Consider the following 15,244-nt stretch of genomic DNA (forward strand, 5'->3'; position numbering starts at 1 on the left):
ATCCACTGTAGGGGCGGCGTTTTCGCCGCCCGTGCCAGAAATTTGCATATGAGGACATACACGCAATGCCAGCACCGATTCGATATGTACAGGACAACGCATATTTTCCTGAATCCGCTGATGTGGTGGTGATCGGCGGCGGTATCGCCGGCGCCGCAGCGGCTTATGAACTGGCTAAACAGGGTGTAAAGGTGGTTTTGCTGGAGAAAGGGCTGGTGGGCGGTGAACAGTCCAGCCGTAACTGGGGCTGGTGCCGTCAGCAGAACCGCGACGAGCGTGAGTTACCGCTGATTATCTATGCCCTGCGCCGCTGGCAGGAGCTGAGTGAGGAAACCGGCGAGGAGCTGGGTTTCCGGCGTACCGGGCTGGTGTACGCCACGCGCGATCAGAGTGAAATCGATGCCTGGGATAACTGGGGCAAAATGGCGAAAAGCTATGATGTGCGCAGCGATATCCTGAACGCTGAGCAGGCCAAAGCGATGACCCCGGGTAGCACCACCGCCTGGCTGGGCGGCGTCTCGTCGCCGACAGATGGTCATGCCGAACCGTCGCTGGCAGCACCCGGTTTAGCGATTGCTGCGCAACGTCTCGGCGCTTGCGTAATCCAGCAGTGCGCGGTGCGCGGGCTGGATATCGCTGCGGGTCATGTCAGCGGTGTCTGGACCGAACGCGGCCTGATCAAAACCAGCAGCGTCATCTGCGCCGGTGGCGCCTGGACCTCTATGTTCTGTCGCCGTCATGGTATCGATCTGCCGCTGGGCAATGTGATTGGCACCGCCTTTCGCACCGCGCCGATTGAGCAGGCGATTGCCATGCCGCTGTATACCCCGGGCTTTGCCTGCCGTCCGCAGCTGGATGGCAGCTATACGGTCTCGGTTTCGGGGCGTGGCCGCCTGGAGCCGGGTGCGCAGGGGCTGCGCTATGCGCGTCAGTTCTATCCCACTTTTAAAGCACGGCGTAAAAATCTGAAGATCCGCCTCGGTCTTGCGCCATTTTACCGCGGGCCGGAAGCGCTGGGCCGCTGGCAGTTCGACGCGGTTTCCCCGTTTGAAAAAGTGCGCATTCTTGATCCGCATGCCGATCTGGCGCTGGTGCAGGAAGGCATCACCGCCATGCGCAAAGAGTATCCGGCGCTGGCGGATCTGCGCATGGTGCAGGCGTGGGGCGGCATGATCGACAGCGCGCCGGATGCGATTCCGGTGATCTCCACGGTGCCGCAGCTGCCGGGACTGGTGATCTCCGCGGGTTACAGCGGGCATGGTTTTGGTATCGGGCCGGGAGCCGGACGGCTGGCCGCCGACCTGATTATGAATGAGCAACCGGTGGTCGACCCGACACCCTATCGTTATTCGCGACTGGTCGATGGATCCGGTCTTGATACACCCGGCATGATGTAAGGAGAAGCGATGAGCATCCAACTACGCGCGATGAGTGAGCGCGATCTGGACGGCGCTTTTGCGCTGACGCAGCAGATGAAGTGGCCACATCGTCGCGCCGACTGGCAGCAGGCGCTGCAACTGGGCGCAGGGGTAGTGGCGGAAGAGCAGGGGCAGCTGACTGGAACGGCGCTCTGCTGGCGCTGGGGCAGTGATTACGCCACCCTCGGACTGGTGATTGTTGATGGTGCGGCGCAGGGGCGCGGGATTGGCAAACAGCTGATGCTGGCGGTGCTGGAGAAACTTTCCGGCAGCCATGTGCGGCTGCATGCCACTGAGGCGGGCAAAGGGTTATATGAAAAGCTCGGTTTTGTCGCCACTGGCTACGTTGAGCAGCATCAGTGCCCTGAACTGGCGGAGATTGCGGCGATACCGCTGGCCGCCGATCAGCAGCTGCGTCAGGCGCAACCGCAAGATGCGGCGCTGCTGACCATGCTTGATCAACAGGCGCACGGTCAGCATCGTCCACAACTTATCGCCGCACTGCTGGGCAGCGAACAGCCGCTGCTGGTGCTGGAGCAGGATGGTCAACCACAGGGGTTCGCCTGTTTGCGCCGCTTTGGTCATGGCTACGCTATCGGGCCGGTAATTGCCCGCGACCTGGCGTCGGCGCAACTGCTGGTCACCCATTTACTTAGCGGAATAAGCGGCCAGTTTGTGCGTATCGATACTGATGCCAGCAGTGGGCTGGGTGACTGGTTAACCGCGCAGGGACTGGCAAAAGTCGATGCGCCAACCACCATGGTTAAGGGAACACCCTGGCAGCCCGCAGCGGGCGCTATGCAGGTGTTCGGGTTAATGACCCAGGCGATGGCCTGATGAATATTGTCTATAAGTCTGAACCCGAGCGCGGGCGCAAGTGGGCGGCGCTGGTAAAAGAGCAGGTGCCGCACGCCAGTTTTCGCCTGTGGCCGGATATCGGTGACCCGACAACTGTCGACTATCTGGTCGCCTGGCAGCCACCAGCGGATATTATGCAGCAGTTCCCCAATCTGAAGGTGCTGTTCTCCGTCGGTGCGGGCGCTGACCAGTTTGACTATGCGCGTCTGCCCGCCGATTTGCCGGTGGTGCGGATGGTCGAACCGGGTCTGATTAACGGCATGGTGGAGTACGTCAGCTTTGCGGTACTCGGTCTGCATCGCGATATGCCGCGCTATTTTCAGCAGCAGCGTGCGCAGCAGTGGCAGCCGCATCTGATGCGTTCGGCGGCAAAGTGTCGTGTCGGCGTGATGGGGCTGGGCAGTCTGGGCGAAGCGGTGCTGAAACCGTTGCAGGCGTTCGGTTTTGATTGTGGCGGCTGGAGCCGCACGCCGCGTGATATCGACGGCGTACAGTGCTGGGCCGGACCTGAACAGCTGGGGGATTTCCTCGCGCGTAGCGATATCTTAATCTGCCTGCTGCCGCTGACCGACAGCACCCGCGGGCTGCTGAATGCCGACTGCTTTAACCAGCTGCCGCGCGGTGCGGCGCTGGTACAGGTTGGCCGTGGCGCCCAGCTTAATCACGACGACTTACTTAGTGCGCTGGAGAGCCAGCAGCTGAGCGCTGCGGTGGTGGACGTTACCGATCCGGAACCTCTGCCTGCCGGACACCCGTTCTGGACGCATCCGGCCATCTGGTTAACCCCGCATATCGCCAGTCACAGCATGGCGGACACCGCGATTGAAGCGCTGCTGGCGAATATCCGGCGCTTTGAGGCTGGTGAACCGATGGTCGGGGTGATCGACAGGCAGAGAGGATATTAATATGGCGCTGTCACATTTAGTCGCGCTGCGACGGGATCTGCATGCCCATCCTGAACCGGGTTTTGCCGAGCATCGCACTGCGGAGATCGTCGCGCAGTTCCTGAGCGCGCTGGGTATTGAGGTGCATCGCGGCGTCGGTAAAACCGGCGTCGTCGGCGTATTGCGGCGTGGCAGCAGTAGCCGCAGTATCGGTCTGCGTGCCGATATGGATGCGCTGCCGATGGATGATGGCGGCAGCCAGCCGTGGAAAAGCACCCATGCTGGCGTCTGCCACGCCTGCGGTCATGACGGACATATCACAATGCTGCTTGGCGCAGCGGAAGCGCTGGTCAAATCCGCTGATTTTAACGGCACGGTAAATTTTATTTTCCAGCCCGCTGAAGAGGGGCTGGCGGGCGCGCAAGCGATGATCGATGACGATCTGTTTACCCGCTTTCCCTGCGATGCCGTGTACGCGGTGCACAACTGGCCGGAACTGCCGCTCGGCAGCGCGCAAACCCGCGCGGGGCCGATTATGGCCGCCGCCGACCGTTTCGATATCACCATCAAAGGCGGTGGTGGTCATGCGGCGCAGCCACACCTCAGTGCCGATACGCTGTTAGCCACCAGTGAACTGGTGGTGCAGCTGAATACCATTGTGGCGCGCGCAATTGATCCCTGCGAACCGGGTTTACTGACGGTGACACGCATTCAGGGCGGCTTCTCGCACAATATGATCCCGGCGCAAGCGGAAATTACCGGCACGGTACGCACCTTTAGTCCGCAGGTGCAGGATGTGATTGAGCAGCGCCTGCGGCAGATGGCGGAATATGTCAGCGCCGCCCACGGCTTACAGGCGGAAGTGCGGTACAACCGTTATTATCCGGCGACCATTAACAGCGCAGCGGAAGCGGCGATTGCCTTGCGGGCGGCGCAGCATGCCGGTTTGCAGGCCAGCACCGCCGACAAGCCCGCGCTGACCTCGGAAGATTTCTCTTTTATGTTGCAAGTGCGTCCCGGCGCTTATTTATGGCTCGGCTCTGCCGACAGCCATCCTCTGCACCATTCCGCTTATGACTTTAATGATGATCTGATCCCGTTCGGCGTGAAATGGTTTTGCGAAGTGGTGCGCGAAACGCTGGGGTGAAAATTTAATTAACTGATTAACGCTGAATTCGAAAGTAAATGCTGCTGCGGTGGCAATTACAGCAGCTTAGCAAAAGGGCTTATTGCGATACTTGACCCATATTATCGTTACGTCGATGAGGTAGAGAGATGCATAATTTAATCGCTGAGCAGCAAACATTTTCTGATAACGCACTATTTCTGAATGCACGCGAAGAGAATGTGCCGCGCGGTGTGGTCACCGCTCACCCGGTGGTGATCGCCAAAGGGAAAGGCTCTGAAGTCTGGGATGTGGAGGGCAATCGCTATTTAGATTTTGTTGGCGGTATCGGCGTACTGAATGTCGGTCACAGCCACCCGGCGGTGATTAATGCGGTGACGCAGCAGTTGCAGCAGGTATCGCATGCCTGTTTCCAGGTGGCGGCTTATCCCGGTTATATAGAACTGGCAAAGCGGTTAAATAAATTAATCGGCGGCGATAAAGCCTATAAAAGTGTTTTTTTTACCAGCGGCGCTGAAGCGGTAGAAAATGCGGTGAAAATTGCCCGCGCTTATACCAATCGTCCGGGCATTATTGCGTTTGATGGCGCGTTTCATGGTCGTACCTTATTAGGTGTTACTCTGACCGGTATGAGTCAGCCCTATAAACAGAACTTTGGTCCTTTCCCTGGCGATATATATCGCGTGCCGTTCCCCAATGCTTTCCATGATATTTCGCCAGAGGATTGTCTGGCGGCGCTGGAGAATCTGTTTGCGGTGCAGATTCTGCCGGAGCGCGTTGCGGCAATAATTATTGAGCCGGTGCAGGGCGACGGCGGTTTCCTGCAGGCGCCCGCCAGCTTTATGCAGGCGCTGCGTGAAATCACCGGGCGTCATGGCATTTTGCTGATTTGCGATGAAGTGCAGACCGGCTTTGGCCGTACCGGCAAAATGTTTGGCTTCGAGCACTCCGCGATTACCCCGGACCTGGTCACCGTGGCGAAAAGTCTCGGTGGCGGTTTGCCGATTTCAGGGGTAGTGGGGCGTGCGGAGATTATGGATGCGCCAACCCCCGGCGGACTCGGCGGCACCTATGGCGGCAACGCGCTGGCCTGCGCCGCGTCACTGGCGGTGCTTGATCTGCTGGAAAATGACAATCTGCTGGAGCGTTCGAATCTGTTGGGTGCGCAGCTTAATGCGCGTTTACAGCAGCTGGCGGATAAATACGCCTGTATCGGTGAAGTGCGCGGGATTGGCTTTATGCAGGCGGTGGAAATTATCGATTTTGAGAGCAAAAAACCGGATGCGGCACTGACGCAGAAGATCCTCGACAGTGCCTGTCAGGAAGGTTTATTGCTGATCAAGTGCGGCCTGCACCGCAATACCGTGCGTTTCCTCGCGCCGCTGGTCACCAGTGATTCGCAGCTGGAAGAGGCGTTGCATATCTTTGATATCGCGCTGGCGCGCGCCACCGGTCGTTTAGGCTAGTCATAGTTTCCTCATTGAAATTGTTGAAGTTATCGTGGCTGCCCGCGCGATGGTATAACACCGCTTAGCGCTGGCGCGCTGACCAGAAAGCGTGTTATACCATCAAACTAGGCGTGCACAATTGTGTAACAATGAGGGGTTCTATGAACGGCTTAATGAAACTGGACCGCATCGACATCAATATCCTGGTGCAACTGCAAAAAGATGGCCGCATCAGCAATGTGAACCTTGCCGACGCCGTTGGGCTTTCGCCCAGCCCCTGCTTACAGCGCGTAAAACGCCTTGAGACTGCGGGCTTTATTACCGGCTATGAAGCCCATATCAACCTGACCAAAATTACCGATTCGGTGACGGTATTTACCGAAGTCACCCTGGCAGGCCATCGCCGCGAAGATTTCCTTAAATTTGAGAATGCGATTCGCGAAGTGGATGAGCTGATGGAGTGCCATCTGATTACCGGCGGTTACGACTATCTGTTGCGCTTTATCACCCGCAGTATTGAGCACTATCAGGAAGTGATTGAAGGCTTACTGGATGCCAAACTCGGTATTGATAAGTACTTCAGTTATATCGTTATTAAATCGCCGATTATGAAAAGCAGCGTGCCGCTGCGCTCACTGATTTCACGTCATACGCAGGTGGAGTATTAGTAGATTACGCTCCCCTATAGTGCAGTCAGCCGTGGATCAAAAGCGAAATCGAGCATTTTTACTGTCTTCAGGCAGGCGGCGAAATCGGGATGCTGGTTATTCAGCAGCGCATTGTATTCCATTGGCACAATCGCGGAGGGCACCATCAGCGCCACACTCGATTTTCCGCTGAACCAGCCGCTGCCAATCTCTTTGGTCGCGCGACCAGGCACCTCAGAATTCCAGTTGGCAGGCAGGTCATTTGGATCCAGCTTTACGATGCGCGCATCCGGGATCTCAATGCTCATCAACTGATACCATTCCAGAATCGATTCATCCTGCACATGCACCAGAATTTCCAGCATCGCCAGAGACACCGATGACGCCAGATAGACCATCGGCGTCCCCGGCATATTCCAGCGCGCCAGACTGTTATTAACAGCACCGACGCCGCTCCATGCGGTTGCCACCCACTGTTTCTGACAAAAGCGATACAGAATCACATTACCACGCCATGTTTGATGCCTTCGATCAGGCTCATCACATCACGCGCGCCGGTTTCGGTTTTCATCGCCTGATTTGGCGTTTCCCCGCCCAGCACGCGTGCGGGAGTGTCCATCCAGTGGATGGTTTTGTGATAATCGTTGTTAAACATCGACAACGCCAGGTCGAAAGCGGTGACATAGCGGGTGATCGATTCACTCTCAATCGGCGATAGCCGATCTTTACGCCGCGCGATACTGCGGGCGCTCAGTCCGAGGGTAGAGAGAAACTCCTCTTTTTTAAATCCGATGATATCGCGGATATTGTCGATCACGTCTACCTGCAAACCCAGCGACATCAGGCCACGCAGCTCCGGGCCGGAGGCATCCGGCAGGTTCGCCGCTACCCATAAACTGCTGGGCGTCTCTGTTTTAAGCGGGAGGGAATAGGTTTTCATTGTCGACCTCATTGCTGCCATTTGTCATAGTCTATCTTAGCCATCTGGCAGCAGGAGTCAATCTGCTGCCCGTTTCCTGCACGGCAAATTCATCAGCATGCAATCTCAGTTTAACCTCCCTGTCACACCATAACGGCAAGGTAATCGCACGCCACCACCGATAAGCCAGTTAACAGCGGTACCGGCATGCGATTTTCGCCATCCCCGTGTTACGGAGGTTATGCTTATGATGAACTTATCCAGACATCCGACCACTGTCTATCAGGCCGTCGCCGCGCAACTTGAAGAAGAGCTGCGCCAGGGTTACCGCTGTGGTGACTATCTTCCTTCAGAGCAACAGCTGGCCAGCCGTTACGCGGTCAATCGCCATACGTTGCGCCGTGCGGTGGATGAACTGGTCAATAAAGGGCTGCTGCAACGCCGTCACGGTGTCGGCATCCTGGTGCTGATGCGCCCTTACGATTATCCGCTGCACTCACAGACGCGCTTCAGCCAGAATCTGCTGGAGCAGGGCAGCCATCCCACCAGCGAGCGCCTGCTGGCGGTATTGCGTCCGGCCAGTAGCGAAGTTGCTGCGGCGCTGGCCTGTGCGGAAGGTGCGAATGTGATCTATCTGCGCACCTTACGCCGGGTCAATGGCCTGCCGGTCTGTGTGATTAACCACTTTATTCCCCACCTGACATGGTGGCCGCAACTGCAACAGTTCCATAGCGGCTCACTGCACGAATTTATTGATCAACACCTCCACCATCAGTTTACGTGACGTCAGACACGTATCAGCGCCCGCAAGGCGCAGGCCAAAGAGAGCAAGCTGCTGGAGATTGGTCTGCAGGCGCCGTTGCTGTGCGTGCGTACCTTAAACGTGATGGACGATGGTGCGATGGCGGAGTACTCGGTCAGCCTGACGCGCGCCGATATGATTGAACTGACGCTGCAACATTAGCCACCGGCCACGCCACAATGCGGCAGCGAAACCGCCAGCAGCGGCGTGGATTTTTTATCCTGATTCGGGAAGATCATTAATGACTTTACTGGCAAGTTTTAACCCTCCGCTGGCCGATACGCAGCACGCTTTCCGCCGTATTCTGAAAGCGATGAGCGAGCCTGGCGTGATGGTCTCGCTGCCGATGCAACAAAGCTGGGGCGGAATTTCGCCCGCGGCAACCTCGGTACTGTTGACGCTGGTCGATGCTGAAACCCCACTGTGGCTGGATAACGCGTTGCACGATGAGGTGCTGCTCTCCAGCCTGCGTTTTCATACCGGCGCGACAGTAACCGATCGCCACGATGCGCCTTTTGCTTTGCTGCATGCACGCTCGGAGATCGATCCGCACTGTTTCGCTCCCGCTGACGATATAGCGGCAGAAAAGAGCACCACGGTGATTATTGAAGTGCCGTCACTGAATGGCGGCCTGACGCTGCGCCTGCGCGGCGCCGGCCTGATGGAGACGCGCGCCATTGCGCCGCAGTTGCCGCAGCGTGTGCTGCAGGCGCTACGCGAACGCCAGCAGCGTTTTCCGCAAGGTATCGACCTGATCTTCACCTGTGGGCAGGCGATGATGGCGCTGCCGCGTACTACTCAGGTGGAAGTGTGCTGACCAGACTCGCCAGCCAGCGGCAGGCGGCTTACCGTCAGACTGCGCTGCCAGGCCCGGCGCATCGCCTGCGCCAGCTGCGACTGGCTGTAGGGTTTCGCCAGCCGTTCGCACAACGGCAGCGTGCCTTGTTGCTGCTGCTGACGCAGGTCGTGACCGCTGACCAGCAGGGTGGCCAGCGCCGGATTAACACTCTGCGCCTGGCGAATCACCTCGGCGCCGTTTAACCCTCCTGGCAACATCAGATCGCTGACCAGCATGCTGATATCGGCGGTTTGCTGCAGGAGTCTCAGCGCCTGCTCGCCGGTAGCGCACTCCAGCGTCAGATAGCCGAGCTGATGCAGTTGTTCACACAGCGTCTGGCGCACATCCGGCTCATCGTCCAGCACCAGCACCAGTCGATCCTGATGGCCGGCCGGCTCTGGCTCCGTTACAGGGCTGGTGGGTTGCAGCTGCGCCGGTGCGCGCGGCAGCTGCAAACGAACCAGCGTGCCCTGATCCGGGGCGGTTTCCAGATGGATGCTGCCGCCAGACTGGCGCACAAAACCGTACACCATCGACAGCCCCAGGCCACTGCCGCTGCCAGGCGCTTTGGTGGTGAAAAACGGCTCAAAAACCTGCGTGCGGATCTCCTCTGACATGCCGCAACCCTGGTCAATTACCTCAATCGTGACGCTGTCACTTTTCTCCTGCGGGCTGATTTCAACCCGCTGATTATAGATGCGTATTTTAATCTCGCCGTCATTCTCCCCCAGCGCGTCGCGGGCATTCACGACCAGATTAATCAGCGCATTCTCCAGCTGCCCGGCATCAATCCATGCCAGCCAGCCCGGTTGTTGCGCCTCGATCGCCAGTGTCTGGCCGGGAGGCAGCGAATGGCTCATTAACTCCTGCAGATTTTCCGCCAGGCTGGCGACCTGCACCGCCTGCGGATGCAGCGCCTGTTTGCGCGAGAACGCCAGCAGGCGCTGGGTCAGCTGGGCGGCGCGTTCGGCGGCTTTTAGCGCGCGGCTGATACGCTGAGCGCTCTGCGCCTCCAGGCTGGCGCGGTCAATCAATTCCAGGCTGCCAATAATTACCGCCAGCAGATTGTTAAAATCATGGGCAAGACCGCCGGTAAGCTGGCCGACCGCTTTCATCTTCTGGCTGTGCACCAGCGCTTCCTCCAGCGCTTTACGTTCGGTGCGTTCCAGCACCGTATTGACCATTCCGCGATGCGGCACCGGGCTGAAACGCAGCTCAATCACCCGGCCATCATGCAGGCGCAGCTCCTGCGGCTCCGGCAGGTCGTGGCTGAGATTAAGCGCTAACTGCGGCGCGAGTTGTTGCAGCAGCTGCTGATAGTGCTGTCCGCGATGCAGCTGCTGCGCCGCCAGACCTAACAGCAGCGGATACTGCGAGTTCCATACCACTAAATGGCCGCCGCCGTCGAACAGCGCAAAGCCATCACGCATCGCTAAAAAGGTCGACTCCAGCTGATTACTTTTCTCTTTTAACAGTCGTGAGGTGTGCTCCAGCGAGGCGGTATTGCGGGCAAAGACGCTAAAGGCGCGCGCCAGATCGCCCAGTTCATCACGTCGTTGCAGCGCCGGAACGCTGACGTCGCGCTGTCCCTGTGCCAGCCGGGTCATCGCGCTGGCAATCGCCGTCAGATTCGAACCAAGATTACGGTAAATATAGAAGCCGGCAAATCCGGTGATCACCAGCGACAGCAGGGCAAACAGGGTGATAAACAAAATGATCAGGTTAAGTTCGTGATGGGTGGCGGCGGTGCGCAGCGTGGTCTCCTGCGCCACTTTGCCGACATACCGCGTGATGTCCTCATTAAGCATCGCCACCAGCGCTTTGATTTGGTAGGTGTGGTAAGCAATCGCCAGATCGCTGTCGGCCAGCTGCTGCGCCAGCGGCAACAGCGAGCGCCCGGTCGCCAGCAGCCGCTGCATCTTATCGTTCAGCAGGCGATTGCTGCTGTGCTGCGGCCATTGCTGCATCACCTGGCGCCACTGCTGGATCGCCGGTAACGGCGAAGGGGTGCGGGTGGCAACGGTAATCAGCCGATCGATCTGCTGACGCAGCGGCAGTGGCGGCTGACTGAGCCGGTCACGCCGCATAATGTCGTTGATATGGTGCAGTTGCAGCTGGGCCTGATACAGACCGCTTAACATCATATTACGTTGCAGATGGCGTTGATGGCCGCGTGCCAGTAATCTGCTGACACTCTGTTCGAGGGTCTGGCTGCGCTGTGAGATCCGGCTAACCAGCTGCGGTTCGCGGCTGGCCAGCGGCGCGGCGGCGATGCGCATCAGCGACTGTTGCAGCGCCCGCTGGGTTTGCCGCAGCCGCGCCGATTCACTCTGATACTCCAGTGCGCCCACCACCTGCGACAGGCGTGCCGCCGAGGTGGCGACATTCGCCGTATCGCGCGCCAGCGCCAGGCTGCCGGTCATATCACTGAGGGTTTGCGCCTGTGCCTGCTCCTGAATGGCGCCCGCATGGTTAAATCCGATAATTGCCACCGCACTGACCATCAATGTCACCGCCACCACCAGCAGATTAAAGATCAGCAGACGGCCACGCGCGCCCGCCAGTCGTCGGGGATAAACCGTTTCGGTGATCATAGAGGCTCCGCAACATCGCTGAGGCTGAGCAGCGAGTATAAAAGTGGTGCGGTTTAACACTATGACAAAGATGAATGAGCGCTGACATTTTCCATTTATTTAACCCTGTTTTACTGCTGCCATTATCCGGCGAACAGGATGCATGGCATGGCAGCGACAGCGATTCTGGAAATGAAAAATATCTCGCGCCGCTTTGGTCAGTTCTGGGCGTTAAAAGATGTCAGCCTGACGGTCTGGCCGGGCGAGGTGCATGCCTTAATGGGCGAGAATGGCGCCGGTAAGAGTACCTTAATGAAGATTCTGGCCGGTGCTTACAGCGCCAGCAGCGGGGAAATTCTGATTGATGGTCAGCCGACGCTGATTAAAGGGCCGAAGGATGCGCTGGAAGCCGGCATTACGCTGATCTATCAGGAGATGAATCTGGCGCCCAATCTGACGGTGGCTGAAAACATCTTTCTTGGCAGTGAAATCCAGCGCTACGGCCTGGTGAAACGGCGGCAGATGGCGCAGGAAGCGCAAAAGGTGATTGACCGTCTGCATGCCCGTTTTTCTTCCACGGACCGGGTGTTCAGACTGAGTATCGCCGAACAGCAGCAGGTGGAGATTGCCCGCGCTTTACACCGCAACAGCCGGATTTTAGTGATGGATGAGCCGACGGCGGCGCTGTCGTCGCGCGAAACGGAGCAGCTGTTTGCCCTGATTAAACGTCTGCGCGCCGAAGGGATGGCGATTATCTATATCAGTCACCGTATGGCCGAGGTCTATCAGCTTTCCGATCGCGTCAGCGTACTGCGCGATGGTCAGTATGTCGGCAGCCTGACGCGCGACAATCTGAATGCCAGCGAACTGGTGCGGATGATGGTTGGCCGTCCGCTTAGCGATCTGTTTAACAAAGAGCCGTCGATTACCGACGGCGCGCCGCGGCTGACGGTAGATAGCCTGACCGACGGCGGTAAAATCCATCCCTGTAGCCTTGAGGTGCGTGCCGGGGAGATTGTCGCCCTTGCCGGGCTGGTGGGCGCCGGGCGCTCTGAGCTGGCGCAGCTGATTTTCGGCGTCCATAAAGCCACCAACGGCACGGTGGCGGTGGATCAGCGACCGGTTCATATCACCTCGCCGCGTGCAGCGATTGCGCTCGGCATCGGCTATCTGCCGGAAAACCGTAAAGAACAGGGGCTGTTTCTGGAACTTGCTGCCCATGAAAATATCGTGATGGCCACGATTGAACGCGATGCCCGTTACGGCCTGCTGGATCGGCGCAAAGGGCAGAAAATCTCCGGCGACGCCATTCACTCGCTGAATATCCGTGTCCCTCATGCGCAGGTGCGGGCGGGCGGACTCTCCGGCGGTAATCAGCAGAAACTGCTGGTTTCGCGCTGGGTGGCGATTGGTCCGCGTATTCTGCTGCTGGATGAGCCGACCCGCGGCGTTGATGTCGGCGCTAAAAGCGAGATCTACCGCATGATGAATCAGATGGCGCAGCAGGGCGTGGCGATCCTGATGATCTCCAGTGAGCTGCCGGAAGTGGTCGGCATGAGTGACCGGGTATATGTGATGCGTGAAGGCGCGATAGTGGGTGAGCTGCAACGCGACAGTATTACTCAGGAGAATATTATGACGCTGGCAACCGGCGTTGATCTTCCGCAACCGGTTAACGTCTGAGGAGCCACCCATGACTAACTCTGTCCCTGCGCGCAGCAAAACTCCGGCGCTGAAGCGTGTACTGATGGCCGATATGATGCAAACCATCGGTATTCTGCCGATTTTGATCCTGATTGTGGTGGTGTTCGGCTTTGCGACGCCCAACTTTTTTACCGAATCAAATCTGCTGAATATTACCCGTCAGGCTTCAATCAATATTGTGCTGGCGGCGGGGATGACTTTTATTATTCTGACCGGCGGTATCGACCTGTCGGTCGGCTCGATGCTCGGAGCAACGGCGGTGGTGGCGATGGTCACGTCGCTCGATCCGGCGCTGGCGAATCTGACCATACCGGCGGCGCTGTTTGCCGGGCTGTTAATGGGACTGTTTAACGGCGTGCTGGTCGCCTGGGCCGGGCTGCCGCCGTTTATTGTCACTCTGGGCACCTATACCGCGATGCGCGGTGCCGCCTATCTGCTGGCCGATGGCACCACGGTAATCAATTCCAGTATTAATTTTGAGTGGATCGGCAATGGCTATCTCGGCCCGATCCCGTGGCTGATTGTGATCGCTTTTGCGGTGATCGCACTCTGCTGGTTTATTTTGCGGCGCACCACGCTGGGCGTCCATATCTATGCGGTGGGCGGCAATATTCAGGCGGCGCGTCTGACCGGGATTAAAGTGGGCGCGGTGCTGCTGTTTGTCTATGCCGCCAGCGGACTGCTCTCCGGGCTGGCCGGGCTGATGAGCGCTTCGCGACTGTACAGCGCCAACGGCAATCTGGGCGTCGGCTATGAACTGGATGCGATTGCGGCGGTGATCCTTGGCGGCACCAGTTTTGTCGGCGGTATCGGCACCATCACCGGTACCTTAATTGGCGCGCTGATTATCGCCACCCTGAACAACGGTATGACGCTGATGGGCGTCTCCTATTTCTGGCAGCTGGTGATCAAAGGTGCGGTGATCATTATTGCTGTACTGATTGATAAATATCGCACCCGTCATCATCAGGCGAACTAAGGATTTCCCGACACAACTGACACGCCATTCTGCTGTTGGCGACAACCGATACAGGAGAAGGTCCATGCGTTTAAATCCGATTATTACCGGGCTGCTGGCCGCAACCATGCTGGTGGCCGCGCCGCTGGCGCAGGCAAAGCCACTAAAAACCATCGGCGTGACCGTGGGGGATCTGGCCAACCCGTTCTTTGTGCAGATTGCGAAAGGCGCCGAGATGAAGGCGCGGGAGCTGGCGGGTGACAATGTCAATGTCACGCTGGTCTCCAGCGGCTATGACCTTGGTCAGCAGGTAGGGCAGATCGATAACTTTATTGCCGCGAAGGTGGATATGATTATCCTTGGCGCCGCTGATTCAAAAGGTATTGCGCCAGCGGTAAAACGTGCGCGTGATGCCGGTATCGTGGTGGTGGCGGTTGACGTTACTGCCGATGGTGCCGATGCCGCGGTGACCTCCGATAATACCCAGGCCGGGAGCCAGGCCTGCCAGTATATTGCTGAGCGGCTGAAGAATAAGGGCGATGTGGTGATTATCAACGGTCCGCCGGTCTCCTCGATTCAGGACCGGGTATCCGGCTGTATGCGCGAGTTTAAAAAACATCCGGATATCAAGGTGCTCTCTTCTAATCAGAACGCGAAGGGCAGCCGTGAAGGCGGCCTGGAAGTGATGACATCGCTGCTCTCGGCCCACCCAAAACTCGACGCAGTATTTGCGATTAACGACCCGACCGCTATCGGCGCGGATTTAGCCGCTAAACAGGCGCAGCGCAGCGAATTCTTTATCGTCGGCGTTGACGGCTCGCCAGATGGTGAAGAAGCGCTGAAACGTGAGAATTCCCTGTTTGTCGCCACCCCGGCGCAGGATCCGCAGGTAATGGCGGCACGGGCGGTGGAAATTGGTTATGACATTTTGCAGGGCAAACCGGCACCGAAAGAGACGGTATTGATCCCGGTAAAAACCATCGACCGCAACAATATCGCTGACTACAAAGGCTGGACGGTGAAATAAGCGCATCCGTGGCAGGTATGCAACCGCTGCCTGCCCGATTAA

Annotated in this window: 13 protein-coding genes and 1 pseudogene; 11 read left to right on the forward strand and 3 right to left on the reverse strand. The window is 58.1% G+C overall.

The genetic code is table 11. From position 1 onward, the window contains the following. Window positions 1-65 precede the first annotated feature (65 nt). From N5923_RS16400 to N5923_RS16425, 6 genes are all read left to right on the forward strand, one after another. Window positions 66-1,397, forward strand: a complete 1,332-nt coding sequence (locus N5923_RS16400) for an NAD(P)/FAD-dependent oxidoreductase (protein ID WP_267141936.1) — start codon at window positions 66-68, stop codon at window positions 1,395-1,397. A gap of 9 nt (window positions 1,398-1,406) precedes the next feature. Then, complete coding sequence (locus N5923_RS16405; RefSeq protein WP_267141937.1) at window positions 1,407-2,255, forward strand: GNAT family N-acetyltransferase; 849 nt, start codon at window positions 1,407-1,409, stop codon at window positions 2,253-2,255. Next, complete coding sequence (locus N5923_RS16410) at window positions 2,255-3,181, forward strand: 2-hydroxyacid dehydrogenase (RefSeq protein WP_267141938.1); 927 nt, start codon at window positions 2,255-2,257, stop codon at window positions 3,179-3,181. Before N5923_RS16405 ends, N5923_RS16410 begins: the two co-directional genes overlap by 1 nt. A 7-nt stretch (window positions 3,182-3,188) precedes the next feature. Beyond that, the gene (locus tag N5923_RS16415) at window positions 3,189-4,307 is read left to right on the forward strand and encodes a M20 aminoacylase family protein (protein WP_407704486.1); all 1,119 of its coding nucleotides are present in this window, start codon (window positions 3,189-3,191) and stop codon (window positions 4,305-4,307) included. Between the two features lie 128 nt (window positions 4,308-4,435). Continuing rightward, entirely contained in the window at window positions 4,436-5,752 is a 1,317-nt protein-coding gene (gene gabT, locus N5923_RS16420) for a 4-aminobutyrate--2-oxoglutarate transaminase (RefSeq protein ID WP_267141940.1), read from the forward strand. A 143-nt stretch (window positions 5,753-5,895) separates the two neighbouring features. Continuing rightward, window positions 5,896-6,402 carry an Lrp/AsnC family transcriptional regulator gene (locus N5923_RS16425; RefSeq protein WP_267141941.1) on the forward strand — a complete coding sequence of 169 codons (507 nt, stop codon included), beginning with the start codon at window positions 5,896-5,898 and terminating at the stop codon, window positions 6,400-6,402. A gap of 14 nt (window positions 6,403-6,416) precedes the next feature. Here the strand turns inward: N5923_RS16425 and N5923_RS16430 are convergent, their stop codons facing one another. Then, window positions 6,417-6,884: an RES family NAD+ phosphorylase gene (locus N5923_RS16430; RefSeq protein ID WP_267141942.1), complete on the reverse strand. Its 468-nt coding sequence runs from the start codon at window positions 6,882-6,884 to the stop codon at window positions 6,417-6,419. Next, the gene (locus N5923_RS16435; RefSeq protein WP_267141943.1) at window positions 6,881-7,321 is read right to left on the reverse strand and encodes an antitoxin Xre/MbcA/ParS toxin-binding domain-containing protein; all 441 of its coding nucleotides are present in this window, start codon (window positions 7,319-7,321) and stop codon (window positions 6,881-6,883) included. Before N5923_RS16435 ends, N5923_RS16430 begins: the two co-directional genes overlap by 4 nt. 229 nt (window positions 7,322-7,550) lie before the next feature. On the opposite strand from N5923_RS16435, the pseudogene phnF reads away from it, so the two are divergent. Together phnF and phnH are read left to right on the forward strand one after the other, a co-directional pair. Next, window positions 7,551-8,264: pseudogene (gene phnF, locus N5923_RS16440) on the forward strand (phosphonate metabolism transcriptional regulator PhnF). A 79-nt stretch (window positions 8,265-8,343) separates the two neighbouring features. Next, a complete protein-coding gene (gene phnH / locus N5923_RS16445) occupies window positions 8,344-8,919 on the forward strand; it encodes a phosphonate C-P lyase system protein PhnH (protein WP_267141944.1) in 576 nt (191 codons plus the stop codon). Here phnH and N5923_RS16450 read toward each other — a convergent pair. Beyond that, window positions 8,901-11,534 (reverse strand): ATP-binding protein, encoded by a 2,634-nt coding sequence (locus N5923_RS16450; RefSeq protein ID WP_267141945.1) that lies wholly within the window; start codon window positions 11,532-11,534, stop codon window positions 8,901-8,903. The two genes, phnH and N5923_RS16450, sit on opposite strands and share 19 nt — an antisense overlap. A 147-nt stretch (window positions 11,535-11,681) precedes the next feature. Between N5923_RS16450 and N5923_RS16455 the strand changes: the two genes are divergently transcribed. The 3 genes from N5923_RS16455 to N5923_RS16465 all read left to right on the forward strand — a co-directional run bounded on the left by N5923_RS16455 (window position 11,682) and on the right by N5923_RS16465 (window position 15,202). Next, window positions 11,682-13,196, forward strand: a complete 1,515-nt coding sequence (locus tag N5923_RS16455) for a sugar ABC transporter ATP-binding protein (protein ID WP_267141946.1) — start codon at window positions 11,682-11,684, stop codon at window positions 13,194-13,196. A gap of 10 nt (window positions 13,197-13,206) precedes the next feature. Continuing rightward, window positions 13,207-14,196: an ABC transporter permease subunit gene (locus tag N5923_RS16460; protein ID WP_267141947.1), complete on the forward strand. Its 990-nt coding sequence runs from the start codon at window positions 13,207-13,209 to the stop codon at window positions 14,194-14,196. Between the two features lie 64 nt (window positions 14,197-14,260). Beyond that, window positions 14,261-15,202 carry an ABC transporter substrate-binding protein gene (locus tag N5923_RS16465; RefSeq protein ID WP_267141948.1) on the forward strand — a complete coding sequence of 314 codons (942 nt, stop codon included), beginning with the start codon at window positions 14,261-14,263 and terminating at the stop codon, window positions 15,200-15,202. Window positions 15,203-15,244: the final 42 nt, after the last annotated feature.

Origin of the sequence: Winslowiella arboricola (assembly GCF_025527015.1) — a bacterium.
GTDB lineage: Bacteria > Pseudomonadota > Gammaproteobacteria > Enterobacterales > Enterobacteriaceae > Erwinia > Erwinia arboricola.